This window comes from Tomitella biformata AHU 1821 (assembly GCF_000524475.1).
GTDB lineage: Bacteria > Actinomycetota > Actinomycetes > Mycobacteriales > Mycobacteriaceae > Tomitella > Tomitella biformata.
On sequence record NZ_BAVQ01000080.1, the window covers coordinates 15,387 to 41,687 of the forward strand.

25 protein-coding genes and 1 pseudogene are annotated in these 26,301 nt (G+C 67.6%); 13 read left to right on the top strand and 13 right to left on the bottom strand.

Annotation, left to right across the window (positions count from 1 at the left end; genetic code table 11):
* Positions 1-21 precede the first annotated feature (21 nt).
* Positions 22-855 carry a RecB family exonuclease gene (locus TBIF_RS23995; protein ID WP_235174876.1) on the top strand — a complete coding sequence of 278 codons (834 nt, stop codon included), beginning with the start codon at positions 22-24 and terminating at the stop codon, positions 853-855.
* Positions 856-904: 49 nt separating this feature from the next.
* Positions 905-1,729 carry a thioesterase family protein gene (locus TBIF_RS19090; protein WP_024796347.1) on the top strand — a complete coding sequence of 275 codons (825 nt, stop codon included), beginning with the start codon at positions 905-907 and terminating at the stop codon, positions 1,727-1,729.
* Positions 1,730-1,827: 98 nt separating this feature from the next.
* On the opposite strand, the gene hisG is transcribed toward TBIF_RS19090, so the two are convergent.
* Positions 1,828-2,679: an ATP phosphoribosyltransferase gene (hisG, locus tag TBIF_RS19095; RefSeq protein ID WP_024796348.1), complete on the bottom strand. Its 852-nt coding sequence runs from the start codon at positions 2,677-2,679 to the stop codon at positions 1,828-1,830.
* A 79-nt stretch (positions 2,680-2,758) separates the two neighbouring features.
* On the bottom strand, positions 2,759-3,022 hold the full coding sequence (locus TBIF_RS19100) for a phosphoribosyl-ATP diphosphatase (protein WP_024796349.1): 264 nt from the start codon (positions 3,020-3,022) through the stop codon (positions 2,759-2,761).
* Between the two features lie 82 nt (positions 3,023-3,104).
* On the opposite strand from TBIF_RS19100, the gene TBIF_RS19105 reads away from it, so the two are divergent.
* Complete coding sequence (locus tag TBIF_RS19105) at positions 3,105-3,785, top strand: GNAT family N-acetyltransferase (protein WP_051461654.1); 681 nt, start codon at positions 3,105-3,107, stop codon at positions 3,783-3,785.
* 103 nt (positions 3,786-3,888) lie between these two features.
* Here TBIF_RS19105 and metH read toward each other — a convergent pair whose 3' ends face one another.
* Positions 3,889-7,458, bottom strand: coding sequence for a methionine synthase (metH, locus tag TBIF_RS19110; protein ID WP_024796351.1), 3,570 nt, complete (start codon positions 7,456-7,458; stop codon positions 3,889-3,891).
* Between the two features lie 99 nt (positions 7,459-7,557).
* Here metH and TBIF_RS19115 point away from each other — a divergent pair, with 99 nt between their 5' ends.
* On the top strand, positions 7,558-8,391 hold the full coding sequence (locus TBIF_RS19115; RefSeq protein WP_084611795.1) for a PAC2 family protein: 834 nt from the start codon (positions 7,558-7,560) through the stop codon (positions 8,389-8,391).
* Here the strand turns inward: TBIF_RS19115 and mshC are convergent.
* The 4 genes from mshC to TBIF_RS19135 all read right to left on the bottom strand — a co-directional run bounded on the left by mshC (position 8,388) and on the right by TBIF_RS19135 (position 11,793).
* The gene (gene mshC, locus TBIF_RS19120; protein WP_024796353.1) at positions 8,388-9,626 is read right to left on the bottom strand and encodes a cysteine--1-D-myo-inosityl 2-amino-2-deoxy-alpha-D-glucopyranoside ligase; all 1,239 of its coding nucleotides are present in this window, start codon (positions 9,624-9,626) and stop codon (positions 8,388-8,390) included. The genes TBIF_RS19115 and mshC overlap by 4 nt on opposite strands.
* Positions 9,627-9,650: 24 nt before the next feature.
* Positions 9,651-10,457, bottom strand: coding sequence for an SCO1664 family protein (locus tag TBIF_RS19125; RefSeq protein ID WP_024796354.1), 807 nt, complete (start codon positions 10,455-10,457; stop codon positions 9,651-9,653).
* Complete coding sequence (locus tag TBIF_RS19130; protein WP_024796355.1) at positions 10,450-11,043, bottom strand: DUF3090 domain-containing protein; 594 nt, start codon at positions 11,041-11,043, stop codon at positions 10,450-10,452. The genes TBIF_RS19125 and TBIF_RS19130 overlap by 8 nt, the downstream gene beginning before the upstream one ends.
* 66 nt (positions 11,044-11,109) lie before the next feature.
* Complete coding sequence (locus tag TBIF_RS19135; RefSeq protein WP_024796356.1) at positions 11,110-11,793, bottom strand: histidine phosphatase family protein; 684 nt, start codon at positions 11,791-11,793, stop codon at positions 11,110-11,112.
* Between the two features lie 114 nt (positions 11,794-11,907).
* Between TBIF_RS19135 and TBIF_RS19140 the strand changes: the two genes are divergently transcribed.
* A complete protein-coding gene (locus tag TBIF_RS19140; protein WP_024796357.1) occupies positions 11,908-12,864 on the top strand; it encodes an aldo/keto reductase in 957 nt (318 codons plus the stop codon).
* 106 nt (positions 12,865-12,970) lie between these two features.
* On the opposite strand, the gene TBIF_RS24630 is transcribed toward TBIF_RS19140, so the two are convergent.
* Positions 12,971-13,621 carry a neocarzinostatin apoprotein domain-containing protein gene (locus tag TBIF_RS24630; RefSeq protein ID WP_024796358.1) on the bottom strand — a complete coding sequence of 217 codons (651 nt, stop codon included), beginning with the start codon at positions 13,619-13,621 and terminating at the stop codon, positions 12,971-12,973.
* 129 nt (positions 13,622-13,750) lie between these two features.
* Here TBIF_RS24630 and TBIF_RS19150 point away from each other — a divergent pair, with 129 nt between their 5' ends.
* The 4 genes from TBIF_RS19150 to TBIF_RS19165 are packed head-to-tail and all read left to right on the top strand — an operon-like array spanning position 13,751 to position 17,395.
* Positions 13,751-14,416, top strand: a complete 666-nt coding sequence (locus TBIF_RS19150) for a biliverdin-producing heme oxygenase (protein WP_024796359.1) — start codon at positions 13,751-13,753, stop codon at positions 14,414-14,416.
* Positions 14,413-15,450, top strand: coding sequence for a heme/hemin ABC transporter substrate-binding protein (locus TBIF_RS19155; RefSeq protein ID WP_024796360.1), 1,038 nt, complete (start codon positions 14,413-14,415; stop codon positions 15,448-15,450). The genes TBIF_RS19150 and TBIF_RS19155 overlap by 4 nt, the downstream gene beginning before the upstream one ends.
* 14 nt (positions 15,451-15,464) lie before the next feature.
* Positions 15,465-16,556: a FecCD family ABC transporter permease gene (locus TBIF_RS19160; protein ID WP_051461665.1), complete on the top strand. Its 1,092-nt coding sequence runs from the start codon at positions 15,465-15,467 to the stop codon at positions 16,554-16,556.
* Positions 16,553-17,395 (top strand): heme ABC transporter ATP-binding protein, encoded by an 843-nt coding sequence (locus TBIF_RS19165; protein WP_024796362.1) that lies wholly within the window; start codon positions 16,553-16,555, stop codon positions 17,393-17,395. The genes TBIF_RS19160 and TBIF_RS19165 overlap by 4 nt, the downstream gene beginning before the upstream one ends.
* Before the next feature lie 60 nt (positions 17,396-17,455).
* Here TBIF_RS19165 and TBIF_RS25070 read toward each other — a convergent pair whose 3' ends face one another.
* Entirely contained in the window at positions 17,456-18,304 is an 849-nt protein-coding gene (locus TBIF_RS25070; RefSeq protein ID WP_369385468.1) for an HNH endonuclease signature motif containing protein, read from the bottom strand.
* Between the two features lie 237 nt (positions 18,305-18,541).
* On the opposite strand from TBIF_RS25070, the gene TBIF_RS25795 reads away from it, so the two are divergent.
* Positions 18,542-18,682 carry a hypothetical protein gene (locus tag TBIF_RS25795; protein WP_158506370.1) on the top strand — a complete coding sequence of 47 codons (141 nt, stop codon included), beginning with the start codon at positions 18,542-18,544 and terminating at the stop codon, positions 18,680-18,682.
* 46 nt (positions 18,683-18,728) lie between these two features.
* Positions 18,729-18,980, top strand: a pseudogene (locus tag TBIF_RS19180) (ATP-binding protein); the annotation flags it as partial.
* A 39-nt stretch (positions 18,981-19,019) separates the two neighbouring features.
* Here TBIF_RS19180 and TBIF_RS19185 read toward each other — a convergent pair.
* From TBIF_RS19185 to TBIF_RS19200, 4 genes are all read right to left on the bottom strand, one after another.
* Positions 19,020-19,658: a hypothetical protein gene (locus TBIF_RS19185; protein WP_148302335.1), complete on the bottom strand. Its 639-nt coding sequence runs from the start codon at positions 19,656-19,658 to the stop codon at positions 19,020-19,022.
* A 154-nt stretch (positions 19,659-19,812) separates the two neighbouring features.
* Positions 19,813-21,738 carry an ABC transporter ATP-binding protein gene (locus tag TBIF_RS19190; RefSeq protein WP_024796366.1) on the bottom strand — a complete coding sequence of 642 codons (1,926 nt, stop codon included), beginning with the start codon at positions 21,736-21,738 and terminating at the stop codon, positions 19,813-19,815.
* Entirely contained in the window at positions 21,735-23,408 is a 1,674-nt protein-coding gene (locus tag TBIF_RS19195; RefSeq protein WP_051461666.1) for an ABC transporter ATP-binding protein, read from the bottom strand. The genes TBIF_RS19190 and TBIF_RS19195 overlap by 4 nt, the downstream gene beginning before the upstream one ends.
* Positions 23,409-23,520: 112 nt before the next feature.
* Positions 23,521-23,907, bottom strand: a complete 387-nt coding sequence (locus TBIF_RS19200) for a hypothetical protein (RefSeq protein WP_024796368.1) — start codon at positions 23,905-23,907, stop codon at positions 23,521-23,523.
* Between the two features lie 299 nt (positions 23,908-24,206).
* Here TBIF_RS19200 and TBIF_RS19205 point away from each other — a divergent pair, with 299 nt between their 5' ends.
* Together TBIF_RS19205 and TBIF_RS19210 are read left to right on the top strand one after the other, a co-directional pair.
* Positions 24,207-25,214, top strand: coding sequence for a YncE family protein (locus TBIF_RS19205; protein ID WP_024796369.1), 1,008 nt, complete (start codon positions 24,207-24,209; stop codon positions 25,212-25,214).
* Positions 25,214-26,299 (top strand): quinone-dependent dihydroorotate dehydrogenase, encoded by a 1,086-nt coding sequence (locus TBIF_RS19210; RefSeq protein WP_024796370.1) that lies wholly within the window; start codon positions 25,214-25,216, stop codon positions 26,297-26,299. The genes TBIF_RS19205 and TBIF_RS19210 overlap by 1 nt, the downstream gene beginning before the upstream one ends.
* Positions 26,300-26,301: the final 2 nt, after the last annotated feature.

A 26,301-nucleotide genomic window follows, 5' to 3' on the forward strand; every position in this document is an offset into this window, starting at 1 on the left:
CCAGGGAATAGCCTGCCAGGTGTGAGCCCAATAGATTCGTCAGACCCCACGATCGCCCGCGGGCGACGCAGCCTCGCGTTATCCCCGTCACGGGCCTCGGACTTCCGGCAGTGCCCGCTGCTCTACCGGTTCCGGGCGGTGGATCGGATACCGGAGACGCCTTCCGTCGCGCAGGTGCGGGGCACACTGGTGCACTCGGTGCTCGAGGAACTCTATGGCCTGGATGCGCCAGAGCGGGAGCGGGCGCGGGCCGAGGCGATGGTGGGGCCCGCGTGGGCCGCAATGGCGGCGGCGGACCCGACGCTCGACGCGCTTGTCGGGGATGGTGAGCGTGCGGGCTTCCTATCGGACGCGATGGCACTGGTCGCGAACTACTACACGATGGAGGACCCGACGCGATTCGAGCCGGAGTCATGCGAGCTGCGGGTCGAGGCGGTGCTACCGGACGGGACGAAGCTGCGTGGTTTTGTCGATCGCATCGATATCGCGCCAACGGGGCAGATGCGCGTGGTCGACTATAAGACCGGGAAGTCGCCGCACGAGCGGTATCAGGCCCAGGCCCTGTTCCAGATGAAGTTCTACGCACTGCTGATCTTCCGCACCCGGGGCGTGATCCCGGACCAGCTGAAGTTGATGTATCTGGCGGATGCGCAGAATCTGACCTTGGCGCCGCAGGAGGAGGAGCTGCTGAGCTTCGAGCGCACGTTGTCGGCGATCTGGCAGACGATCCTCGCCGCCGGCGTGACAGGCGACTTCCAGCCGACCCCGAGCAAGCTGTGCGATTGGTGCGACCACAAGCAGCGCTGCCCGTCCTTCGGCGGCACGCCACCGCCGTATCCCGGGTGGCCGGAGTAGGGGTTGACCCCGGCGTTCGGGGCGCGGAACGGCAAGCCAGACTGGTGCCATGACGGATTCAACGACCACGCCCGAGGCTTTCTACCTCCCGCTCGGCGCCGACGACGACGGCGCCGAGATCTTCACCCCCACCGACGCGACGCGCAGCGTGTGGTCCACCGAGATGCAGCACGGTTCCCCGCCCGCGGCGCTGATGGTGCGCGCGATGGAGAACCACGGCGCTCGCGACGGTGCGCGATTGAGCAGCATCGTTGTCGACCTCTTGGGGCCGGTGGCTGTCACCCAGACCCGCGTGGAGACCAAGGTGCTGCGGCCGGGCCGGAACATCGAGCTCCTCGGCGCGTCGTTGTCCACGATGACGGAGACTGGCGAGTACCTGCTCGCCGCCACCGCCACGGCCTGGCGGATGGCGACGGCGGACACGTTTGCGGCCATCCAGACACGGGACCCGATGATCCCGGTCCGCGAGATCGACGAGAGCCTCGGGTTCAACTGGGGCCAGACGGGCTATACCTACGTGGACGCGCTCGAGTGGCGTTGGCTGGCCGGGGCCAGCGCGGACGGTCCGGGCCTGGTGTGGGCCCGTCCAAGGCTGCCGCTGGTCCTCGGCGAGGAGCCCAGCGCCATGCAGAACATGTTCAACGTGGTGGACGCGGCCAACGGCGTCGGCGCCACCCTGGACCCGACGAAGTGGACCTTCCTCAACACCGACCTCTCTGTGCACCTGCACCGGGCGCCGCAGGGCGAGTGGATCGGCATCGCCGCCGAGAGCTCCATCGGCCCGGACGGGATCGGGATGAGCTCGGCGGTCATCCATGACCAGGCGGGTCCGGTGGGCCGGGCGGCGCAGTCACTGCTGGTGCGGCCCCGGTAGGAGCTGCCGGATACGAGCAGCTGGCCTCGCATGCGCGCGTGCGCACCTCATCGGGAGATTCGCGAGGAATCCTCGATCAGGTGCGCACGGGGGCGAAATCACATACGGCAGGCGCGGATGTCCGAGGCGAGGATGGCGCGGGCACCGATCTCAGACAGCTCGTCCATCACGTTGTTCATGCCCTTACGCGGGACCATCGCGCGCACGGCGACCCAGCCGGGCTCTGCAAGATCGGACACCGTCGGGGATTCCACGCCCGGCGTGACCTCGGCCGCGGCCGCAAGCAGTTCGCGCTGGCAGTTGTAGTCGAGCATCACGTACTGCTGGGCGAACACGACGCCCTGCACACGGGCGACCAGCTGGTCGCGAGCCCGCGCGCTGGCGGGATCCGGGCTCTGGCGCTCCACGAGCACGCCCTCGGAGGTGCACAGCACGTCGCCGAATGCCACGAGATCATGCTGGCGCAGCGTCCGGCCGGAGCCGACGACGTCCGCGATCGCGTCGGCCACACCGAGTTGGATCGAGATCTCCACGGCCCCGTCGAGCGGGATGAGCGTGGCGTCGATGCCGCGGCGCGTGAGATCCGCGCGCACGATGTTCGGGTAGGCGCTGGCGACGCGGAGCCCGCGCAGGTCCTCCACCGTCCATTCGCGATCCTTGGTGCCCGCATAGCGGAAGGTGGAGCGGCCGAAGCCGAGCGAGAGCCGCTCGTTGAGTGCGGCCCCCGACTCGTGCGCGAGGTCCCGGCCGGTGATGCCCAGGTCCAGCTCGCCGGAGCCGACATAGGTGGCGATGTCCTTGGGGCGGAGGAAGAAGAACTCCACGCCGTGCGCATCGTCGAGGACGGTGAGGTCCTTGGGATCGGAGCGGCGTCGATAGCCGGCCTCGGAGAGCATGTCCTGCGCGGCTTCGGAGAGCGCGCCCTTATTCGGTACTGCGACCCGCAACATGTGTTGAGTCCTTAGAGATCGTGGGTGAGATTCAGGGGAAGGGAGGTGTGGCCGTCGGCCGGGGGGTGGGGATTACGGCTCACAGATGTCGGTACACGTCCGCGGGGGTCAGGCCGCGTTTGATCATCATCACTTGGAGCCAGTACAGCAGCTGGGAGATCTCCCCCGACAGCTCCTCGTCGCTCTCGTACTCTGCGGCGATCCAGACCTCGCCCGCCTCCTCGATCACCTTCTTGCCGATGTGATGCACACCAGCGTCCAGGGCGGCGACGGTGCCGCTGCCCTCGGGTCGGGAGGCGGCACGCTCGGACAGCTCGGCAAATAGCGAATCGAAGGTCTTCACAGTGCGTAATCTTTCCACACCGGCTTTGGGCGGCGTGCCGAGAGTTGCCGGGATCGCCCGCGGCGGCAAGATTATAGGCAAAATGGACGTTGTGTCACACCCACATGACGAGCCCGAACGCTTCACCCCCATCCCCGATCCGCGCCCTGCAGACGGGCCCTGGCCACAGCTGACATGGCCGGTGCCGCCGCGCACCCGGCTGGCCGGGCGGTCCGTCATCGCGACTGCGACCGACCCCGACGCCGACGCGCTCGCACTGTTCACGGCACTGGACCACCATTCGGTGTGGGCCGCGGTGGACGGCCGCCCGCGCGATCCCGAGCAGTTTGCGGATGACCTCCACGCGCTGGGTGCGCGGCCGGACTGGCAGGTGTGGACCGTGCGGCTGGCCGGCAGCGGCGAGGTGGTCGGCATGACGTCCTTCCTCGACGCCGCCCCCCAGGATGCCCGCCTGGAGATCGGCCGCACGCTCTACGCGCCGCAGCACTGGGCCACCGCGGTCAACCCCGAGACCAAGCTCCTGCTGCTCGGCTACGCTTTCGACACGCTGCGGGCGGGCCGCGTGCAGCTCAAGACTGACGCCCGCAATGCCCGCTCACAGCAGGCGATCGCGCGGCTGGGCGCACGCTACGAGGGCACGATGCGCCGCCACCACCGGCGGGCCGACGGCACCGTCCGGGACACCGTGTTGTTCTCGATCACCGTGGAAGACTGGCCCGAGGCCCGACGTGGCCTCATCAAGCGCCTGGGCCGCCTGCGCTGAGGCCCGCTAGAGCCAGAACGCCGCGGCTTCCTCGATCCGCTGCAGTTGCAAGCGCAGTCGATCGAGGAAGCCGCGGCGTTTTCGGTTCCGGCCCAGCGGCGGTTTAGGTGTTGAAGTACTTCGCCTCCGGGTGGTGCAGCACGAACGCGTCCGTGGACTGCTCCGGGTGCAGCTGGAACTCCTCGGACAGCTCGACGCCGATCCGGCCGGGCTCGAGCAGCTCGACGAGCTTGGCGCGGTCCTCCAGGTTGGGGCAGGCCCCGTAGCCGAAGGCGTAGCGGGCGCCGCGGTACGCCAGCTTGAAGTAGCCCTCGATGTCCTCGGGGTCCTCGGCGGCCAGGTTCGCGCCGCTGGTGAGGGTGAGCTCCTCGCGGATGCGGCGGTGCCAGTACTCGGCGAGCGCCTCCGTCAGCTGCACGCCGAGGCCATGGACCTCCATGTAGTCGCGGTACTCGTTGGCCGCGAACAGCCTGTTGGCGAAGTCCGCGATGGGCTGACCCATCGTGACCAGCTGGAACGGCATCACATCAACCCGGCCCTGAGCCCGAGCCTCCTCGCGGGAGAGCACGAAATCCGGGACCGATAAGAAGCGGCCGCGCTCCTGGCGAGGGAACTCGAACTCGTAGCGCACCGGCGCGTCGGGCTCCGGAGACTCGAGGATGAAGACCTTGTTCTTCTCTGAGACCGCCGGGAAGTAGCCATAGACCACGGCCGAGTGCGCCAGGATGCCCTCTGCGGTGAGCCGGTCCATCCAGTAGCGCAGCCGGGGCTTGCCCTCGGTCTCGACGAGGTCCTCGTAGCTGGGCCCCTCGCCCTTCTTGGCGCCGCGCAGGCCCCACTGGCCCAGGAACGTGGCGCGCTGGTCGAGCAGCCCGGCGAAGTCCTTTACCGCCAGGCCCTTGACGATGCGGGTGCCCCAGAACGGCGGGGTGGGCACCTCGTCGACGATGGCCACGTCGGAACGCTCAGGCACGACGACGGGAACCTCGTCCGCCTTGCGCTGGGCCGCGATCCGCTTGGAGCGCTCATGGCGCTCCTTGCGCTCGAGCACCTTCTGCGCCGCGGCGAGCGCCTCGGGGCTGTCGGGGGCCGGGCCCTCGCCGCGCTTGATGGCCATGATCTCGTCCATCAGGCGCAGGCCCTCGAACGCGTCACGGGCGTAGCTGACCTCGCCCTGGTAGACCTCGGCAAGATCGTTCTCGACATAGGTGCGGGTCAGTGCCGCGCCGCCGAGCATGACGGGGAAATCGGTGGCGACGCCGCGGGCGTTGAGCTCCTCCAGGTTCTCCTTCATCACCACGGTGGACTTCACGAGCAGGCCGGACATGCCGATCGCGTCCGCCTTCTGCGCCACAGCCGCGTCATAGATGGTCGCGATGGGCTGCTTGATGCCCAGGTTGACCACGTCGTAGCCGTTGTTGCTCAAGATGATGTCGACGAGGTTCTTGCCGATATCGTGCACGTCGCCCTTGACGGTGGCGATCACGAGCCGGCCCTTGCCATCGTCGTCGCTCGCCTCCATGTGGGGCTCGAGGTGCGCGACGGACGCCTTCATCGTCTCGGCGGACTGCAGCACGAAGGGCAGCTGCATCTGGCCGGAGCCGAACAGCTCGCCGACGGTCTTCATGCCGTCGAGCAGGGTGCCGTTGATGATCTCGAGGGGCTTCTTGACCTGCATCGCCTCATCGAGGTCTTCCTCGAGGCCGTTGCGCTCGCCGTCCACGATGCGGCGCTCGAGGCGCTCGAACAGCGGCAGCCCGGCGAGCTCCTGCGCGCGGGTCTCGCGGGCCGACGCGGCAGAGACGCCCTCGAAGAGCGCCATGAGCTTCTGCAGCGGGTCGTAGTCGTCGGAGCGGCGGTTATAGACGACGTCGAGGGCCACGTCGCGCTGCTCGTCGGGGATCCGCGCCATGGGCAGGATCTTCGACGCGTGCACGATGGCGGAGTCCAGACCGGCCTGAACGCACTCGTGCAGGAACACGGAGTTGAGCACCTGGCGGGCGGCCGGGTTGAGGCCGAATGAGATGTTCGACAGCCCCAGCGTGGTGTACACATCCGGATGCCGCTTCTTGATCTCGCGGATGGCCTCGATGGTCTCGATGCCGTCGCGCTGGACCTCGACCTGGCCGGTGGAGATCGGGAAGGTCAGGCAGTCAATGATGATGTCGGACTTCTCGAGGCCCCAGGTCTCGGTGATGTCCTTGATCAGCCGCTCCGCGATCTCGACCTTGTGCGCCGCGGTGCGGGCCTGGCCCTGCTCGTCGATGGTCAGCGCCACGACGGCCGCGCCGTGCTCCTTCACCAGCGCCATGATGCGCTGGTAGCGGGAAGTGGGGCCGTCGCCGTCCTCGAAGTTCACCGAGTTGACGACGCTGCGCCCACCCAGCAGCTCCAGGCCCGCGCGCAGGACGTCGGGCTCGGTGGAGTCGAGCATGATCGGCAGCGTCGAGGCTGTCGAGAGCTTGCCGGCGAGGACCGCCATGTCGGCGGCGCCGTCCCGGCCCACGTAATCGATGTTCAAGTCGAGGATATGCGCGCCGTCGCGGATCTGCTCCTTCGCGATGTCGAGGCACTTGTCGATGTCGCCGCCGAGCATCGCGTCGCGGAACGCCCTAGAGCCGTTGGAGTTGGTGCGCTCGCCGACCACCAAGAACGAGGCGTCTTGCTGAAACGGCACCGCGGAGTAGATCGAGGACACACCCGGCTCGCGCACCACGTTCCGCGTCCCCTGCTCGGTCTTGGAGACGGCCTCGACGACCTTGCGCAGGTGCTCAGGGGTGGTGCCGCAGCAGCCGCCGACCATGGACAGGCCGTACTGGCTCACGAAGCCGCTGAGGGCATCGGCGAGTTCGTCGGCGCTGAGCGGGTACTCCGCGCCGTTCTTGCCCAGCACCGGCAGGCCGGCGTTCGGCATGACCGAGACAGGCAGCTTCGAGTGCTTGGACAGGTAGCGCAGGTGCTCGCTCATCTCGGCGGGGCCGGTGGCGCAGTTCAGGCCGATCATGTCGATGCCGAGGGGCTCGAGGGCCGTGAGGGCCGCGCCGATCTCGGAGCCGATGAGCATGGTGCCCTGCATCTCGACGGTCACGTGGGTGATGATCGGGATCTGGCGCCCCGCGATATCCATCGCACGCTGGCTGCCGATGATCGCGGCCTTGGCCTGCAGCAGGTCCTGGCACGTTTCGATGAGGATGGCGTCGGCGCCGCCGTCGAGCATGCCGAGGGCGGACTCGACGTACGCGTCGCGCAGGACCGCGAAGGGCGCGTGGCCGAGGGTGGGGAGCTTGGTGCCGGGGCCCATTGAGCCGAGGACCATGCGCGCCATGCCGTCGCGCCCTGGGCCGGCCTCGTCGACGGCGGCGCGGGCGATGGCGGTGCCCCGCTGGGCGAGGTCGCGGATGCGGTCCTGGATGTCGTAGTCGGCGAGGTTGGAGAGGTTGCAGCCGAAGGTGTTGGTCTCGATGGCGTCGACGCCGACGTCGAGGAACGCGCCGTGGATGGCTTTGAGCACGTCGGGACGGGTCTCGTTCAGAATCTCATTACAACCCTCGAGTTGCAGGAAGTCATCTAATGTGAGGTCCTCGGCCTGCAGCATTGTCCCCATAGCGCCGTCGCCAATGATCACACGTTGGGTCAGGGCGCGGGAGAATACTGAATCAGCGAAGGCAGACATGAGGACCAGCGTAGAGGTTCCGGCAAATCGCATTCACCGTAGGCTGCTCCTGTGAGCAGTACAAGTGGTACACCCGAGTCCCCCGACAGTTCGCGACCCATGGTGGTGGCGGCCTTCGAGGGGTGGAATGACGCCAGCGACGCGGCGAGCGGAGTGGTCGAGCACCTGGCCCTGATCTGGGATGCGACGCCCCTGGCCGAGATCGAGTCCGAGGGCTATTACGACTACCAGATCAACCGGCCCACCATCCGGCAGGTGGACGGGGTGACGCGGCGCATCGAATGGCCCAGCACTCGGCTCTCGCGTTGCCGCCCGCCGGGCAGCGACCGGGACGTGATCTTGGTGCACGGCATCGAGCCGAACATGCGCTGGCGCAGCTTCTGCGCCGAGCTTCTCGATATCTTCACCCAGCTCGACGTGGACACCGTCGTGGTGCTCGGCGCGCTCCTCGCTGATACCCCGCACACCCGGCCCGTGCCGGTGACCGGCAGCGCCTATAGCGCTGCGGCCGCCAAGCGCTTCCGCATCGAGCAGACCGACTACGAGGGGCCGACGGGCATCACCGGCGTGCTCCAGGACGCGGCGGTGCGCGAGGGCATGCCGGCGATCAACCTGTGGGCGGGGGTGCCGCACTACTTCTCCCAGTCCCCCAACCCGAAGGTCATGGTGGCGCTGCTCCAGCGCGTCGAGGAGGTCCTCGACATCGAGGTGCCGCTTGGCGACCTGCCGCAGCAGGCGCAGGAGTGGGAGGCCACCGTCACGGCCATCACCGAGGATGACGGCGACATCGCCGAATATGTGCAGACCCTCGAGGAGCGCGGGGATGCCGAGGAGGACGCCGCAGAGTTGCTCGGCACCATCGACGGCGACGCGCTCGCCGCCGACTTCGAGCGGTACTTGCGCCGGCGCGACGAGGGTCAGGCGGGCAGCTAGAGCCGCACGCCCAGCAGCGCGTCGACGGCGTCCGAGATCAGCTGCGGCGCGGCGGCATCCGAGCCGCGGCCCGCGGCCGCCTCGGCCGCCCAGCCGTCGATCGCGGTGAGCGCCTTCTGGGTGGACAGGTCGTCGGAGAGGTGCTGGCGCACCCGCGCGAGCACCTCGGCGCCGTCAGGCCCCTGCGTCAGCGCAATGGCGTGCCGCCACGTGGCCAGCCGCGCCTGGGCGGTCGCGAGCAGCTCGTCGGTCCAGAACCGGTCTTGCCGGTAGTGCCCGTCCAGCAGCGCGAGGCGAATCGCCATCGGGTCGACCCCGTCGGCGGTCAGCTTGGACACAAGCACCAGGTTGCCGAGGCTCTTCGACATCTTCACGCCGTCGAGGCCGATCATGCCTGCATGCACGTAGTGGCGGGCGAAACGGCGGTCGCCCGTGACCGCCTCCGCGTGCGCCGCGGAGTACTCGTGGTGCGGGAAGATCAGGTCGGTGCCGCCGCCCTGCACGTCGAAGCCCGAGCCGATGCGGTTCAGGGCGATGGCCGAGCACTCGATGTGCCAGCCGGGTCGGCCGGCGCCGAACGGCGAGGGCCAGGACGGCTCGCCCTCGCGTTCGACCCGCCACAGCAGCGCGTCGAGAGGGTCGCGCTTGCCCACACGGTCCGGGTCTCCCCCGCGCTCGGCGAAGAACTGATCCATCGTGGCGCGGTCGTAGCCGGACTCGTAGCCGAACTGCTCGGTCGCGTCGTGCCGGAAGTACACGTCCGGGTAGTCGGCGTCGTCCACCACGTAGGCGGCGCCGGAGGCGAGGAGCTTCTCGACCATCGCGATGACCTCGTCGATGGACTCGATCGCGCCGATGTAGTCCCGCGGCGGCAGCACGCGCAGCGCGATCATGTCGGAGCGGAACAGCTCCACCTGGCTCTCGCCCAGATCCATCCAGTTGATGCCGTCGCGCGCGGCGCGCTCGAACAGCGGATCGTCCACGTCCGTCACGTTCTGCACGTAGTGGACCTCGTGCCCGGCGTCGAGCCAGAGGCGGTTGATCATGTCGAATGCGAGGTACGTCGCGGCGTGCCCCATGTGCGTGGCGTCGTACGGGGTGATCCCGCAGACGTACATGGTGGCGACCTTGCCCGGGCTAACCGGGCGCACGGCGCGGTCGGCGGTGTCGAACAGGCGCAGCGGGAGGCCAGTTCCAGGCAGGGAGGGGACGGCGACGTCGGACCAGGAGAGCATGACCGCCAGCCTAGGTGGTCGGGTTCAGAACGGCGGCCACGGGATCATGCGACCATGGCCCGGGTGCGGCATGACGGGGTGGTCCTGCAGGTCTTGGAGGCGCCCCAGCAGCGCCTCCACCTCGGCGATCGTCAACAACTCGTCCAATTCCTCGGCGAGCGGACCGGGCCGGCCCACCTTCTCGGCAAGTCCCGCGAGGTCGACCAGCAGACTCGGCTCGATGTCCCGGCCCGCCCAGCCCCAGAGGACCGTCCGCAGTTTGGGGTCCGCATGCAGGCAAATCCCGTGGTCGACGCCGTACAACCGGCCGTCCGTCCCGGGCAGGACATGGCCGCCCTTGCGGTCGGGGTTGTTGAGCACCAGGTCCAGCACCGCCATGCGGCGCAGGCGGGGATCGTCGGCGTGCGCGAGTAGGACATCGTTGCCCCGGCCGTCCTGCGCAGCGAAAATCGGCAGATAACCCGCCGGCACCGCGTCCACCGCGAAGACGTCCACCAACTCGGGCGTCTCGTCCGTCGTGTCGATCCAACGCTGCACAATGCCCGGCCCATACGGGCCATCCCGCAGCACTGTGGTGGGGACCATCCCCCATCCCAGCGCGTCGCACAGCAGGTAGGACGCCCGCTCACGGCCGGCGAGGGTGCCGTCGGGGAAGTCCCACAGGGGCTGCTCGCCCCGCACCGGCTTATAAACGCACCCGGCGCTCGGGCCACCCGCGTCGTCGCCGGGCGGGGTGGCATCGCACACGAAGGTCGCGTTGCTCGCCGTGGTGATCCGTCCCCGGATGGTCAGTTCGCCGGACAGCAGAAGATCCGCCTCGAGCTCAGTCATCCTCGTGCGGCTCCACCAGCAGCCGCAGGTCGACATCGCGGTGATATCCATTGGTGCGCACGCAGATATGGCCCAGAGCGTCGAGCGGCTCCCCACACAGGGGGCACGGCGCGCGACCGGACTCGACAATCAGGGCCGTGCGCGCCGAGAACTTCCGCGCCTGCTCGGGGCTGAGAAAGACGCGGACCGCGTCGGGGCCTTCGGTCGCGTCGTCCAGGACCACGGACTCGTCGAGGGGCGTCTCGGTCACGGCGAGCAATTCGACAACGACAACGCCGGTGTCGGCCTCCCAGCCCAGCCCCATCGTCCCGACGCGGAACTCCGAGTCGACGGGCATCTGCAGGGGATCCATGTCATCAACGGACACGTCCGCGGTGGGCACTTCCGTGCCGAACCGACGGCTGACCTCCGTGAGCAGGGTCCCAATGCGGTCGGCGAGGATGTTGACCTGCTGCTTTTCCAGCAGGACGGAGATGAGTCGTTTCCCCTCCCTGGCTTGCAGGTAGAAGGTGCGGTCGCCTGGCTCACCGACGGTTCCGGCGACGAAGCGGTCAGGGCTGCGGAAAATATGAATGGCGCGTGGCATGGCACCTCCAATCTATTGAAAAATACTGGCGTGGCAAACCTGCGCCGTGGTCGTGCGCGCGCGCCGTCACACCTCGCCTCCGGGGACGCCGGTCTTTGCCTCCTGCTGGGGGGCGCCATGCTTCGCGGCCAACCCCGACAGATCCGAGCCGGTGTCGTTCATGTGGAACACGAACGGCCGCTGCTCTGTGTATCGGATGACGCTCACCGCGGCGGGCACAGTCATGATGCGTTGGAAGCCGTCCAGGTGCGTGCCGAGGGCGTCGGCCAGCACCGACTTGATGATGTCGCCATGCGTGCACGCGATCCAAAGGCAGTCCTGGCCCGCCGCCGCCGAGAGCTCTCGATCATGCTCCCGGATCGCGGCGACGGCCCGCGACTGGACGCTCGCCAGCCCCTCCCCGCCCGGGAAGATCGCCGCGGACGGGTGCTGCTGGACCACCTTCCACATCGGCTCCTTCAGCAATTCCGCGATGGGGCGCCCCGTCCACTCGCCGTAGTCCACCTCGATGAGCCGCTCCTCCAACACCGGCTCGAGGTTCAAGGTCTTTGCCAGCGGGGCCACCGTCTGCTGACAGCGCTGTAGCGGGGAGGTCACGATGGCCGCGATGGGCAGCTCGCCGAGCCTGTCCACCAGCGCCAAAGCCTGCGCGATTCCCGTCTCATCCAATTCCACGCCGGGCGTCCGGCCGGCCAGGGTCGCTGCCGTGTTCGCGGTCGAGCGGCCGTGGCGGAGCAATATCACCGTCATGGCACAAAGCCTATGTCGGCCGGGGCCCGCACAGTGTCGTGTTCGCTAGCGGCGCGGCGCGGCGCAGCCCGTACCGGCGGCAGACTAGGGTTCCAGAACTGTGGAGCACATCCGATGAGAATCAGCACAGTGGGAAATAGCGGCCTACGGGTCTCCGGTCTGGGCCTGGGCACGTTGTCCTGGGGCCGGGGCACGCCCGGCGACGAGGCGGCCGCCCAACTGGTCGCCTTCGTGGAGGCGGGCGGCACCCTGGTGGACACGTCCCCCGCCTACTCCGACGGTGCCTCCGAGCAGGTGCTCGCCGAGCTTATGGGCGACGTGATGCCCCGAGAGGACCTCGTAATCAGCGGGTCCGCCGGCATCGCCCCCGCAGCGCCATTGGGCCGCCGGGTCGATTGCTCGCGGCGCGCGCTGCTGGCGCAGCTCGACAACACGTTGACCGCCCTCGGGACCGATTATTTGGACGTGTGGCAGGTGGCCACCTGGGACCGGCAGACGCCGGTGGCGGAGATCGCTGCGACACTCGACTACGCGGTGCGCTCCGGCAAGGTGCGGTACACCGGCGTGCGTGGGCACCTCGGCTGGCAGCTGGCCACGGTGGCGGCCGCGACTGGGGCGTCTGGGGCGTCTGAGTCGTCTTCGATGATCGCCACCCAGGCCGAGTACTCGCTGCTCGCACGAGAGGTGGAGGACGAGCTGATCCCGGCCGCCCAGCACCACGGCATCGGGCTGTTCGCCGCAGTGCCCCTGGCCGGCGGCGTCCTCACCGGCAAGTACCGGGACGGCATCCCCAGCGACTCGCGCGGCGCAGACGAGTTCCGGGGGGCGATGATCCAGGCCTACCTCGGCACGGATTCGCTGCGGGTGATCGAGGCGGTGGTCACGGCTGCGGACGGGCTGGGCACCTCCCCACTTGCGGTCGCACTGGCCTGGGTGCGGGACCGGCCGGGGGTCGCCTCCGCGATCGTCGGCACCAGAGACCTTGCCCAATTGACCGGTGCGCTGGCGGCAGCGGAGATCACCCTGCCGCCCGCCATCACAGCGGCCTTGGACGACGTCAGCAGCACCTAGGGCGGCGGGCGCCCCCGAACGTGCAGAAGGTCCACTGAAACCGCGATGCGATTCAGTGGACCTTCTGCACGTTATCGAGGCTGTTGGCCCCTCGACAGTGCCCGGATTAGGACTTCTTGCGAAGCGCGACCGCGCCGCCGCCCGCGATGGCGGCCACGACGATGACGCCGCCAACGATCCACCAGACGGTGTTCGAGCTGGCCTCGTCGCTGGCCTCGTCGCTGGCCTCGGCGGTGGTGGCAGGCGCGGCGGCCGCGGCGGGGGCCGCGCCGAACGTCACCGGCGTGCCGGCCGTGTAGCCGAAGCCGTTGCGGTGATCGCCGAAGAGCGTCACGGCGCAGGGCGTCTCATCGCAGTCGATGGCGACCTTGTTCATGGTCTCCCCGGTCTGGGTCACATTCAGATCTGTGGTGAACGTGCCGTCCGGGTTGATCGGGGCATTCGCGCTCGGGTTATTGGACACCCAGATCGAGGCGCCCACGATGCCGGGGCCACCTGCACAGTCAGGTCCGGTGGGGCCCTCGGTGCCAATGACACACGTGGACAAGTAGTAGCCCACCTCCGGGTCCAGTCCGGTGCCCGTGACGGTGACCGCCTGGCCGTTGTCCAGGCCCGAGTCCTGCGACACGATCAGCTCGACACTGTCGCCGGGTGCAGCAGACGCGCCGGTGCCCAGCGCCAGTGCGGAACCGAACGCGAGTGCGCCAATCGCCAGAGTGGACGCCGCACGGCGGACGAGAAGGCCGGACCTGTTCATTGTTACTCCTAAGTTCGGTAAGTATTGAGGCTAGGCTAACCTAGTGCACCAGTGGTCACACTGCCAGATCAAGCGCTGAAGCTCGAACGTCCAGAGGCCTGGATGTAACTCATCGAACAGGAATTTGACATGCAGACGAAGGCACCCGAGGGCTTCGCCGCCCAGGTCAAGATTGCGACCGATCCCGCCCACCGTGACGCCGAGGGCTCACAGTTTATGTCTCAGCTGCTGGCAGGCGAACTGCCAGCCGAGGCGTATGTGGCGCTGCTCGCGCAGAACTGGTTCATCTACCGCGATCTCGAGGCCGGCGGCCGAGCGCTAGCCGGCGACGCCGTCGCGGAGCCCTTCCTGCATGACAGCCTGCTGCGCGAGTCCGCACTCGAACAGGATCTCGCCTTCCACCTCGGAGAGGACTGGCAGGACAAGGTGTCAGCGCTGCCCGCCACTGAGCGCTACGCCGCTCGCCTGCGAGAGGTCTCCCCCAGTTGGCCCGCCGGCTTCGTGGCGCACCACTACCTGCGCTACCTGGGCGACCTGTCCGGCGGCCAGATCATCCGCCGCATCATGGAGCGCACCTACGGCTACGAGACCGACGGCGTCCGCTTCTACATCTTCGACGAGATCGCCAAGCCCAAGCCGTTCAAGGACGACTACCGCGCGGCCATGGACGCCCTCGACCTGAGCGAGGAGGACAAGCTCCGGTTCATCGACGAGGTCAGTGCCGCATTCCAGTTCAACAAAGACCTTTTCGTCGAGCTGGACGGCGTGGTTGCGCAGATGCAGGCCGCGGAATGAGCGCGGGGACCCGACTTGGCAGGCTGGGCAAGGCGATGGCTGCAGGGACGTTGACGCTCGCTCTGGGCGCTGGGATCGCATCATGCGGCTCGGCGGCACAGGGGTCTGCAGGCGCCACCGGTCCGGCCACCGCAGTGCTTGCGGATCTGAATCCCACGCCTATCGGCGGCACCCCGACGCCCACTTTGCCGGTCACCGTCGACTCACGCGACGGGGTCCCCGTAACCATCACCGATGTCAGCCGGATCGTGGCGGTGGACCAGAACGGCACCATCGGGGAGACCATCTTCGCGCTCGGCCTCGGCGGCAACGTCGTCGGCCGGGACATCGCGACGAGCTTCCCAGCCGCCGCCGACATCCCCAACGTCACTCCCGGCGGGCATTCGCTGAACGCCGAGGCGATCCTGGCCCTCTCCCCCACGGTCGTGCTGACCGACGCGAGCATCGGCCCGAGGGCGGTGCAGATACAGCTACGCGATGCCGGCATCCCCGTGGTCTTCCTCGACCCGGAGCGCAAGCTCGCGACCGTGGGCGAGCAAATCGAGGCAGTCGCCGCCGCTCTCGGCGTCTCCGAGGCGGGGCGCGCGCTAGCCGAGCGCACCCAAACCGAGATCGATGAGGCGATCGCGGCGGTGCCCAGGCAGGACACCCCGCCGAAAATCGCCTTCCTCTATCAGCGGGGCTCGACAGTCTCGCTGCTCGGCGGTCCCGGCGGCGGCTCCGATGAGCTGATCACTGCCATCGGGGGGATCGACGCCGGCACCGCGTCCGGTCTGACCAAGCCATACACCCAGGTCACCAGCGAGGCGCTGATCGTCGCGGCCCCGGACGCGATCTTGATGATGACCGGTGGGCTCGAGTCGGTCGACGGCGTCGACGGACTGGTGACCCTTCCCGGTATCGCGCAGACCCCCGCGGGGCAGAATCGCCGCGTCATCGACATGGACGACAGCGTGCTCCTCAGCTTCGGCCCCTCGACAGGCACCGTGATCCGGTCGCTGACCGCCGCCTACTACGGGAGCCCGACAGGATGACCCAGATCAAGCCCATGCAGGCCAAGCCTGGGCGGACTCCTCACGCCCGCCGTGGGCAGGGGGCCAGCCAACGTCGGCTCTCTGGCCGGTGGGTGCTTGGCGGCTCGCTGGTCCTGCTGCTGATCCTCGCGGTCATCGCTGCGGGCCTCGGCCAGGTGCCGATCTCCCCGATGGAGATCTTGGGCTCGATCAGCCACCGCATCGGTCTGGGCCTTGGCCCGCTACCCGCACACGAGCAGGGCGACGCCGCCCTATGGCAGGTGCGTTTCCCCCGTGTCGTGATGGCTCTGCTAGTGGGTGCCAGCCTCGGCTGCGCGGGCGCCGTGCTCCAGGGCGTGTTCGCCAATCCCCTGGCAGAGGCCGGCGTTATCGGTGTGTCCGGTGGCGCGGCCGTCGGCGCCGCATCGGTGATCCTGCTGGGTGGCGTGTTCGCCTCCAATTGGCTCGTCGCGGGTGCCGCATTCCTGGGCGGCCTCGGCACCACGATCCTGGTGTACGCGCTGGCAAGATCGGACGGCCGCACGGAGGTGGTCACTGTGATCCTCACCGGCGTCGCCGTCAATGCCCTGGCCGGTGGCATCCTCGCCTACCTCATCTTTGCCGCGACCCCCGCGGCTCGCGAGCAGATCGTGTTCTGGCAGCTCGGCTCGCTGGGCGGATCCACGTGGTCGGCGGTCACCGTCGTCGCCCCGCTCGCGGTGATAGGCGTGGTGGGCGCACAGATGTTGGCGCCCAAACTCGACCTGCTGGCTTTGGGCGAGGGACCGGCCCGCCACCTGGGCGTCGACGTCGAGAGTGTCCGCCGCCGCGCCGTTGTCCTCGTCGGCATACTCGTCGCCGCGGGGGTCGCCTTCACCGGGATCATCGCGTTCGTCGGGCTGATCGTCCCCCACGCCTTCCGCATGCTCGTCGGGCCCGGGCATCGGCTTCTCATCCCGGCCAGCACCATCGGCGGCGCTGTCGTCCTGCTGGCGGCTGACATCGGCGCCCGCACCCTCGTCGCGAACGCGGACCTGCCCCTCGGAATGCTCACCTCCATCGTCGGCGGCCCCTTCTTCTTCTGGCTGCTCTACCGCACCCGCCGCACACAGGGAGGGTGGGCATGATTCGCAAGTTTCGGTTCTCCGCCACGCACACCGAGCCGGCTGCGCCGAGCGCCGGCGACGTCACGCTGCGGGCCCGAGAATTGACGGTCCTGCGGGACAAACGCCCCATCCTCGACGGAGTAGAGCTCGAGGTGGTGGCCGGTGAGGTGCTGGCCCTCGTCGGGCCGAACGGCGCCGGGAAATCCACCCTGCTCGCGGCGCTGGCTGGCGACCTCCCCGCACACACTGGCCGCGTCGAACTCGACGGACTACCGCTCGCCGATTGGTCCACCTCCGAGATGTCCCGCCGACGTGCGGTGCTCCCTCAGCAGCACAGGCTGGGCTTCGGCTTCACGGTCCACGAGGTGGTTCAGATGGGCCGTGCGCCCTGGGCACGGACTGACCGCGGCCGCGACGATGAGCGGGCGGTCGCCGAGGCCATGAAGATCTGCGATATCGAGGGCTTCACGCAGCGCTCCTTCGCCACTCTCTCCGGAGGGGAGCAGGCGCGCGTCGCACTGGCCCGGGTCCTGGCTCAGGACACTCCGACGATAATGCTGGATGAGCCCACAGCGGCCCTGGATCTGCATCATCAGGAGACAGTCATGCAGATCGCCGCCGAACGTGCTGCCTCGGGCGTCGGTGTGGTGGTGGTGCTTCATGACCTGGGCCTTGCCGCCGCCTACGCCGACAAGATCGCCGTGCTAAGCGGCGGCCGGATCGCCACCTATGGCCGCCCGGACGAGGTCCTCACCGCTGAGCTCCTCACAGACGTTTACCGGCATCCGGTTGAGGTGCTCCAGCACCCGGAGACCGGCCGGCAGCTGATCTTGCCCCTTAGGCCCGGGTCCATCTTCTAGTACGTGCTTGCGCCCCCGTCAGCTGGACTTAGGTGCTGGCGGGGGTTCCGCATCGGTGGGTTAAGCGCCTTCCGCGAAGAACGTTTCCGGAGTGGGTGGGTCATCGGTGAAGTTCCCATTGCTATCGCGCCATCGGCGGAGCGGATCAATCTTGGTCGGTGGCCGAAACACCGGATATCGGGTGGCCCCCAGAGCCACCTCCCAGCCTTGGTGGTGGACCGCGACATGATGCGCGGTGCACAGCAAACACAATCCATCGATCTGCGTCTCATGCCGGGTTTCCCACGGAATCATATGATGGGCTTGGGTCCAATCCGCCGGCCGATCACAATTCGGGAACGCGCACCCTTTATCCCGGCCCTCTAACGCGATGCGATGCTTCTTGGACGCGAACCTCTTCGCCGTGTCCACGGTCAGCGGGGCCCCGTGCATGTCCGCGCCGATCATCGTCAACTCGCAATCACACGCCAAGCGCTGCGCCGCGGCCATGGAGATCGAGTTCAGATGAGACATCCACCCCCGCCCGGTCCGCTCGAAAACGTCCTTGATGCGGCCGTCCTTGATCATCTCGATGGCCTCGGCATGGGTGGGGATATCCCCGAACAACATCTCGATGGGGATGTAGATGCTGATCCGCGGTTGCACTGCCGCCCCGCGCTGCGCTGCAGCCGCGTCAGGACTGGGAACGTCGGCAGGGCTGGATGAGCCAGGAGCCTCAGCATCAGCATCAGGGGCCGAACCATCAGTGGAGTCAGGAGTCGCAGTGGCCGCAGCGGCGGCGGGAGTGTGCCGGCGCACCAACTCCGACAACGCATCCGCCCGAACCCGGCTGGGACTACGCCGATCCGGGCTCCCATCGAATTCGGGCCGCGAATCCATAAACGGCTGGAGCGCCGCCCGCAGATTCATGCCCGTCTCGGTGTCGACATCCCCGCGGATCCGCACCCGGCCAGTGCCGTAGTCCGCGATATCGACGGTGTTGCGATCAATTGAATATTCGCTTCACTGGGGTCCATCGGTCGCGTGCGCGGGGGCCGGCGCGTTGATTGGGTAATAGCGGGCGCGGGGGCCTGTAGTGGCCTGCTCGGGGGCCACCGGGCTGGGGCTCCCTCCACCGTGTGCCTATGGCAGAAAAGATAGCTATCAATGGCACGGAAGATCATGGCGAAGCTGGTGTTGCGGTTACACGCAGGGGGCTTGTCCGGGCGGGCGATCTCGGCATCACAGGGGATGTTCCGAAAGGGCATCACGGCGGCGCTGGAGGCCGCCGATGCGGCGGCGCAGTAGCGGACGATGTCGTCAGCCGGGGTAAGCGGTGAATAAGTCCGCTGCATTGCTGGTGATCGCTGAGAGGTTGCGCGACTACCCCGACGAGGCGATGCGGAGCATGCTGCAGGGACTGCTCGAGCGCCGGTATGGCACCGGCTCGACGGTGTTCTGCACCCAGTACGCGAAAAAGGATTGGCATCAGCGGCTCGGCTCCGGGGTGCATGTTGACGCGATCATGGATCGCATCGTGCACAACACCGTCTGGTTCGATACCTGCAGCTGCAACATGCGTGAACATGCCAGCATGTGCCAGTGAGAAGCTAGCCGGTGGGGTCGGTGGCCCCCGAAGCCATAGTCACCGGCTCCCACCGGCAATATCGCTGGCCCCCGAAGGCAATATTGGGTGGCCTCCAAGCCTACAAATACTCACAATATCATCGCCGGGGCTGATCTCGCCGGAGAGGGCGTCGCGGGTGTATTCGCCGTGGGCGCGCAGCACCCGCATATCCCGTGATCCGGCGGCCACGAGCAGACCGTCGATCACCTCACCGCGCAACCGATCCCGACCCGCCGCATCCCTGGGCTGGCCGGTGGCGGGGTCGGTATTCATGTACTTCGGCGGGTAGGCGAGGAAGTCGACAATATATTTCGCCTCCCGCTCCCCAAGATCCCCGCCGGCGAAGGCGTGCAGGACGGCAGGGTCCGCGCACATCCGCACGGCCATGATCACCAGCGCCCGGGTATCGCGCAGCAGCAGTGCGGAGTGCGCGTGCAGCCAGTCGGCGGTGATGTCGACGGCGCGTCGGGTGCCCTCGCGGGTGACCATCTCATCAATTTCCCGCCACTGCGCGACCGTCACGGCGCGTTGGAGGCGCATCAACTCTTCGGTGATCTCGCAGACCTGCCGATTATGGTGGGCGGTCAGATCGGGGGTGGGCGGGTGCGCGAGCAGGTCCACAACCTGTTCGTCGATGACCATCCCGGGTAGTTCCATACTCTGATTTTAATCGCACACAACTACGCAAGATGGTGTTTTCGTTATCCTCAACCAGCACTTATGTCACTTCTGCACCACTGGTCAACACCAGCCACAAAGGCCCGGACACCGGCTGACGAGTGAGATCAGTCAGCCGGTGTCCGGGCCGGAACTACGCGCTGGGCGCGCCGATGAACTGCGCGTTGTGGAGCTCGGCATAGACGCCGCCCGCCGCGAGCAACTGCTCGTGCGAGCCCTGCTCCACGATGGCGCCGGACTCCATGACCAGGATGACGTCGGCATCGCGGATCGTGGACAGCCGGTGGGCGATGATGAAGCTGGTCCGGTTGGTGCGCAGGGCACGCATCGCATCCTGCAGCAGCAGTTCGGTGCGGGTGTCCACGGAGCTGGTCGCCTCATCGAGGATGAGAATCGACGGCTGCGCCAGGAAGGCCCGGGCAATGGTGATCAACTGCATCTGGCCGGCGCTCACGCTGCCGCCGTCCGCGCCGAGAACGGTCTGATAGCCGTCGGGCAGGTGCTGGACGAAGCTGTCCACAAAGGTGGCGCTGGCCGCAGTCCGGATCTGCTCGTCAGTGGCCCCAGGCAGGCCGTAGGCGATGTTGTCCCAGATGGTGCCCTCGAACAGCCAGGTGTCCTGGAGGACCATGCCGATCCGGCTGCGGAGGAGGTGGCGGGGCACATCGGCGATATTCACCCCATCGATGGTGATGGCTCCGGAATTCACCTCGTAGAAGCGCAGGATGAGGTTGACCAGGGTGGTCTTGCCAGCGCCTGTCGGGCCCACGATCGCGACCGTCTGCCCTGGACTCACCTGCAGGCTCAGGCCTTCGATGAGGGGGACGTCCTCGTCGTAGCGGAAGACGACGTCGTTGAAGTCCACCTGACCGAGGATTCCGTCGACGTGCATTTTGTACGCCGGGGAGTGCCGGCCGCCGATCTCCTCATCGGGGGTGAACTCCTCGGTGTCGAGCAACTCGTACACCCGCTCGGCCGACGCGATGCCGGACTGCATGCGGTTTGCCATCGCGGCGATCTGTGTGAGCGGCTGGCTGAACTGGCGCGAGTACTGGATGAACGCCTGCAGATCACCCAGGGTGAGGGTGCCGCTGGTGATGCGGATGCCACCGACCACGGCCAGCAGAACGTAGTTGAGGTTGCCGACCATACCCATGATCGGTGTGATCATGCCGGAGAGGAATTGCGAGCCGAAGCTGCTCTTGACCAACTCGTCGTTGACCTTGCCGAAGTGCTCCTCGACCTGACGCTGGTGGCCATACACGCGCACAAGATCGTGGCCGCTGAAGGTCTCCTCGATGTGTGCGTTGAGCAGGCCGGTCTGTACCCACTGCTGCTTGAACAGCGGCTGTGCCTTCTTGGCGATCCGCGACACCGCGAACAACGAGACTGGAATCAGGGCGATGGAGATCAGCGTCAGCAGGGGCGAGAGGTACAGCATGAGCACGAGCACACCGATCAGCGTCAAGAAGGACGTGACGAGCTGATTGATGGTTTGTCCCAGGACCGTCTGCATGTTGTCGACATCGTTGGTCACTCGGCTGAGCACCTCGCCGCGGGGCGTTTTATCGAAGTACCGCAGGGGCAGGCGATGGAATTTCGCCTCCACCTGCTTGCGCAGGCGATACACGGTGTTCTGCACGACGATGTTGAGCAGGTATGCCTGCAGCCAGCTCAGCGCGCTGGCGACCACGAAGATCGCCAGGATCAGGAAGATGACGCGAGAGAGCTCGGGGAAGTCGATGCCGGTGCCGGGCACCACGTTCATGCTCGCAACCATGTCGGCGAAGGTGTTCTGCCCCTCGCCGCGCAAAGCCTCCACGGCCTGCGCGTTGGTTATGCCCTCAGGTAGTTGCCGGCCGATAAATCCGCTGAACAGGAGGTCGGTCGCGTGGCCCATGACCAGAGGGGCCACCAGGCCCATTCCGACGGCGATCACGGAAATCGTGAGCACCACTGCGAACCTGCGCGCCTCGTGGCCCATCTCCAGCACGAGCCTGCGCATCGACTTCAGGAACTGCTGGGGCTTCTCACCCGGGGGCAAGGTGGGAGTGGTCATCGGCTTCCCTCCTCAGTGAGCTGGGACTGCACAATCTCCCAGTAAGTCCGACACGTGGTCACGAGCTCCGCATGCGTGCCGATCCCGACCACTCGACCGTCCTCTAGGACGACGATCTGGTCAGCCAACGCGATGCGGCTGACGCGCTGGCTGACAGTTAGCACTGTGGCACCCGGCCGGTGCTCCATCAGCGCCCGGTGCAGGGCCGCCTCGGTGCCAAGATCCAGGGCTGAGAAGCAATCGTCGAAGAGGTAGACCTGGGGCGTGCGGATGACGGCGCGTGCGATAGTCAGGCGTTGGCGTTGGCCGCCGGAGAAGTTGGCCCCGCCCTGCGCGACAGGCGCCATCAGCCCGCCCTGGAGCTTCGCGACGAACTCCTCCGCCTGGCTGATCCGCAGCGCCTCCCACATCTCCTCCTCGGAGGCGTCGGGCTTGCCGAACTGCAGATTGCTGGCGATCGTCCCAGTGAACAGGTATGCCTTCTGCGGCACGAGGCCGATCCCCTGGCACATCTGGTCCAGGTCCTGGTCCCGCACGTCGACGCCGTCGATCACCACCGCGCCAGCATTCACGTCGACCAATCGTGGCACCAGGGACAGCAGGGTCGATTTCCCACTGCCGGTGCTGCCGACGATCGCGGTGCTCGTGCCCGGCTGGCAGTCCAGCGTGATGCCGGACAGGACGGGGGCCTCCGCGCCGGGGTAGCCGAACTCGACGTCGTGCAGCTGGATCCGGCCGGCAGCTGTCCCTGGCCGCAGCGGATTGTCCGGCGGTCGCACAGTCGGCTCCGAGTTCAGGACCTCGCTGATCCGCTCGGCGCTCACCGCGGCGCGGGGCACCAGCACTGCCATCACGACGACCATCATCACGGACGAGAGGATCTGCATCACGTACGCGAGGAAGGCGGTCATCTGGCCCACCTGCATTTGGCCGGTGTCGATCAATTGTGCGGAGAACCACAGCACGGACACGCTGGTCAGGTTCGAGATCAGCATGATGGCCGGCATCATCAGGGCGTTGAGCCGGCCGGCACGCAGCGCTACATCCGTCAGGCCGCGGTTCGCGACGTCGAACTTCTCGATCTCAAGGCTCTCGCGGACGAAGGCGCGCACGACGCGCATCCCAGTCAACTGCTCGCGCATCACGCGGTTGACGCCGTCGATGCGGGTTTGCATCTGGCGGTAGAGCGGGATCATCAGCGACATGACGACGGAGACGACGATTAGGAGCAGCGGCACGGTCACCACCAGCACCAGGGACAGCTTCGCGTTCTCGCGGAGCGCCATGATCACGCCGCCGACGGCCATGATGGGCGCGGTGACCAGGATGGTCGCGGCGATCATCACGAGCATCTGCACTTGCTGTACATCGTTGGTGGTGCGGGTGATCAGCGACGGGGTGCCGAACTGCGCGAACTCCCGATCAGAGAAAGCATTGATCCGGTGGTAGATGGCGGTGCGGATATCTCGGCCGAGACCGGTGGCAGCCTTGGCTCCGGCGTACACAATCGCAACCGCGCACAGGGCCTGCGCCAGCGTGACGAGCAGCATGATGCCACCGGCCCGCATGATGAATCCGGTGTCGCCGACGGCGACGCCGTCGTCGATGATCCGGGCATTGAGCGTCGGCAGGAACAGCGCCAGGCCGGAGCTGATCATGGTCAAGACCATCACCGCGATGATGGCGATGGTGTGCGGGCGCAGATACACCCGCAGGAGGCTTAGCAGGCTCGCGCGCTCTTGCTGGCCCTTCGGGATGGCGGCAGGCTGCGGCGCCCGGTATTCAGATTCCATCGATGACTGAGCCAAGTCTGGTGAGGAACGCGTGGATAGTGGTGGCCTGATCGGGGCGTCGCTCGGTCTTGACGGCCTCGTCCGCGGCGTCGCGCACCAGAGCGCTGACACTGCGCTCGTCGCTGAGGTCCACATCCTTCACTGACAACTCCGCGACGGACACGACGTCCTCCGGCCCGGGGACCTCATTGAGCAGTCCGGCCCGGTAGACCTCTAGCCGCATACCCGCACGCTTGACCTGGAACGCGAAGGTTCGGCCGTCCTCGGTGCGACCAAAGCCATGCGCCTGGGCGCCGCAGGTCAGATCCTCGATGGCGAACCCGGGCGCGGTGGGCTCGGTTCCATCCTTCGAGGTCTCGTCTTCGTCCAAGCTCATTGCTCTCCAAGCGTTGTCGGCTGTGGGGCGTCGGCGGCGCGCCACGAACTCGTCCGTATCCTCATCGAGACAGGCGTACAGCAGTGTGCCAATCACCTTCCGGAGGAAATCCTAGGGGATAGCCCCCGGAGTGGTGGGCGGTCCACCCGTTGGGGCAGTGGCATTTTCGGCAGGTGCCCGCGGCGGACTGCGATGGCAATATTCAAGGAGAGCAGGCGGTGACGGACATTATGTCCAAGATCTCAACAAGGGCGCGGACGGGCAAGCGTCGTTCCCACCGCGTTGGCCGAGGGGCCGGCATGGCGGTCTCAGCCGTCGCGGTTGCACTGGTGCTGGCAAGCTGCGGCAGCGCCGCCGAGGGTCCGGCGAGCGTGCCGACGCGCGATCCCGCAACGCCGGTCGCCTCCCCTCCCACGGCGTCGCCCATCGGATCGGTGACGATGCTGGACTCGCCCACCACCGTTGTGGGCGTAGCGGCCGAGGCCCAGACGCTGCTGGTCCAGGCCACGGGCCCAGACAAGCTCATTGCCTGGAATCTGGGTGGCCCGGACTCCACAGTCAACCTGGGCTCGGTCGCGCAGGAGTTCGACCTGCCCGAGGGCGCCGGCACCGCCGTGTTGACCGCGGATGGGGAAGCTCTCATCCCCAGCCCCAGCGGCCTGACGGTCGTCTCGCTCGCCGACGGCGGCACCCGCACCGCAGAGGTCACCGGCACCGCACTTTCCGCGGCCAAGACCACGGACGGCCGCTACGCGGTGGGCACCGATAATGGCTCGGTCGTGATCCTGGGCAGCGATCTGACGCCGGAGCGCACGGTCACCGGGTTCGTCAGCGTGGACGGGCTCGCCGCGGCCAACGGCGTTCTGGTGGCTCTCGACACCCACCAGACCTCGGCGACCGAGATAAACGTCGACGACGGCTCGCTCAGCGGCGCGCTGCGCGTGGGCATCGGCGCCACCGGCATCATCGCCGATCACTACGGCCGGATAATCGCCGCGGACACCGACGGTGGACAAATCGTCGTGTTCAGCGTCGACCCGCTGCTGAACCGCCAGATGGGACCGGCGGGCGAGTCTCCGTTCGGCCTCGCCGACGACGCCACCCGCAACCTCGTGTGGGTCACGCTGACCGGCACCAACGAGGTCGCCGCGTTCGACCTGTCCAGTGGCGCCCCCGACGAGAAGTTCCGTCTCCCCACCATCCAAGACCCCCAGTCGGTGGCTGTCGACGAGCAGAGCGGCGACCTGTACATCGGCTCCAGCACCACCGGCGCAGTGCAGCGCATCCCCTCCGCGGAGATCCGCTGATGGCCGCCGGCAGGGTCTACGGCTGGGTTCTCAAGGTGCTGTTCCGCATCCCCCCGGAGCGCATCCACCACCTCACCTTCAGTGTCATGTTGCTGGTCACCCGCGTGCCGGGCGTGCGCTGGTGCGTGCGCAAGCTGCTCACCACCCAGGACCCGATCCTGCGCAGCACCGTCTTTGGCATTGACTTCCCCGCACCGCTCGGCCTGGCCGCAGGCTTCGACAAGGACGCGTCGGGTGTGAACGCATGGGGCGAGGTCGGCTTCGGCTTCGCGGAGGTCGGCACCGTCACCGGGCAGCCGCAGCCAGGCAATCCGTACCCGCGACTGTTCCGTCTGCCCGCCGACCGTGCCCTGATCAACCGGATGGGCTTCAACAACTTCGGCTCCGACGTGGCGGCCGGCAAGCTCGCCCGGCGTCGCAGCACAGTGCCCGTGGGCATCAATATCGGCAAGACGAAGGTCGTGCCGGTCGAGGCCGCGGTCGACGACTACCTCTACAGCGCCACCCGCCTCGCGCCGCTAGCCGATTTCCTCGTCGTCAACGTCAGCTCGCCCAACACACCCGGCCTGCGCGACCTGCAGGCCGTGGACTCGCTCCGCCCCCTGCTCTCCGCGGTGGTCGCGGCGGTCGAGATCCCAGTGCTGGTCAAGATTGCGCCGGACCTCGCCGACACCGACATCGACGCTGTCGCGGACCTCGCCGTGGAACTGGGACTCGCCGGGATCGTGTCGACCAATACCACCATCTCGCGGGCGGGCCTGGCCACCCCAGCGGCCGAGGTCGAGGCCATCGGCGCGGGCGGGCTCTCCGGCGCGCCCGTGGCCGCGCGCTCCCTCGAGGTCCTCGAACGGCTCTACGCCCGCGTCGGCGACTCGATAGCGCTGATCTCCGTGGGCGGGGTGGAGACGCCAGATCAGGCCTATGAGCGGATCTGCGCTGGCGCCTCCCTAGTCCAGGGCTACACCGGACTGATCTACGGCGGTCCGTTCTGGATGCGCAATATCCACCGGGGCATCGCGGCGCGGCTGCGTGCGGACGGTTTCGGGTCGATCGCAGACGCCGTCGGCTCCAACAACAGGGGGTAACA

Bases quoted from the DNA above. Each gene is read 5' to 3' on its own strand.
- TBIF_RS19090 (WP_024796347.1), top strand. From the start codon at position 905: ATGACGGATTCAACGACCACGCCCGAGGCTTTCTACCTCCCGCTCGGC.
- hisG (WP_024796348.1), bottom strand. From the start codon at position 2,679: ATGTTGCGGGTCGCAGTACCGAATAAGGGCGCGCTCTCCGAAGCCGCG.
- TBIF_RS19105 (WP_051461654.1), top strand. From the start codon at position 3,105: ATGGACGTTGTGTCACACCCACATGACGAGCCCGAACGCTTCACCCCC.
- metH (WP_024796351.1), bottom strand. From the start codon at position 7,458: ATGTCTGCCTTCGCTGATTCAGTATTCTCCCGCGCCCTGACCCAACGT.
- TBIF_RS19115 (WP_084611795.1), top strand. From the start codon at position 7,558: ATGGTGGTGGCGGCCTTCGAGGGGTGGAATGACGCCAGCGACGCGGCG.
- mshC (WP_024796353.1), bottom strand. From the start codon at position 9,626: ATGCTCTCCTGGTCCGACGTCGCCGTCCCCTCCCTGCCTGGAACTGGC.
- TBIF_RS19125 (WP_024796354.1), bottom strand. From the start codon at position 10,457: ATGACTGAGCTCGAGGCGGATCTTCTGCTGTCCGGCGAACTGACCATC.
- TBIF_RS19130 (WP_024796355.1), bottom strand. From the start codon at position 11,043: ATGCCACGCGCCATTCATATTTTCCGCAGCCCTGACCGCTTCGTCGCC.
- TBIF_RS19135 (WP_024796356.1), bottom strand. From the start codon at position 11,793: ATGACGGTGATATTGCTCCGCCACGGCCGCTCGACCGCGAACACGGCA.
- TBIF_RS19140 (WP_024796357.1), top strand. From the start codon at position 11,908: ATGAGAATCAGCACAGTGGGAAATAGCGGCCTACGGGTCTCCGGTCTG.
- TBIF_RS24630 (WP_024796358.1), bottom strand. From the start codon at position 13,621: ATGAACAGGTCCGGCCTTCTCGTCCGCCGTGCGGCGTCCACTCTGGCG.
- TBIF_RS19150 (WP_024796359.1), top strand. From the start codon at position 13,751: ATGCAGACGAAGGCACCCGAGGGCTTCGCCGCCCAGGTCAAGATTGCG.
- TBIF_RS19155 (WP_024796360.1), top strand. From the start codon at position 14,413: ATGAGCGCGGGGACCCGACTTGGCAGGCTGGGCAAGGCGATGGCTGCA.
- TBIF_RS19160 (WP_051461665.1), top strand. From the start codon at position 15,465: ATGCAGGCCAAGCCTGGGCGGACTCCTCACGCCCGCCGTGGGCAGGGG.
- TBIF_RS19165 (WP_024796362.1), top strand. From the start codon at position 16,553: ATGATTCGCAAGTTTCGGTTCTCCGCCACGCACACCGAGCCGGCTGCG.
- TBIF_RS25070 (WP_369385468.1), bottom strand. From the start codon at position 18,304: ATGAATCTGCGGGCGGCGCTCCAGCCGTTTATGGATTCGCGGCCCGAA.
- TBIF_RS25795 (WP_158506370.1), top strand. From the start codon at position 18,542: ATGGCACGGAAGATCATGGCGAAGCTGGTGTTGCGGTTACACGCAGGG.
- TBIF_RS19185 (WP_148302335.1), bottom strand. From the start codon at position 19,658: ATGGAACTACCCGGGATGGTCATCGACGAACAGGTTGTGGACCTGCTC.
- TBIF_RS19190 (WP_024796366.1), bottom strand. From the start codon at position 21,738: ATGACCACTCCCACCTTGCCCCCGGGTGAGAAGCCCCAGCAGTTCCTG.
- TBIF_RS19195 (WP_051461666.1), bottom strand. From the start codon at position 23,408: ATGGTCTTGACCATGATCAGCTCCGGCCTGGCGCTGTTCCTGCCGACG.
- TBIF_RS19200 (WP_024796368.1), bottom strand. From the start codon at position 23,907: ATGAGCTTGGACGAAGACGAGACCTCGAAGGATGGAACCGAGCCCACC.
- TBIF_RS19205 (WP_024796369.1), top strand. From the start codon at position 24,207: ATGGCGGTCTCAGCCGTCGCGGTTGCACTGGTGCTGGCAAGCTGCGGC.
- TBIF_RS19210 (WP_024796370.1), top strand. From the start codon at position 25,214: ATGGCCGCCGGCAGGGTCTACGGCTGGGTTCTCAAGGTGCTGTTCCGC.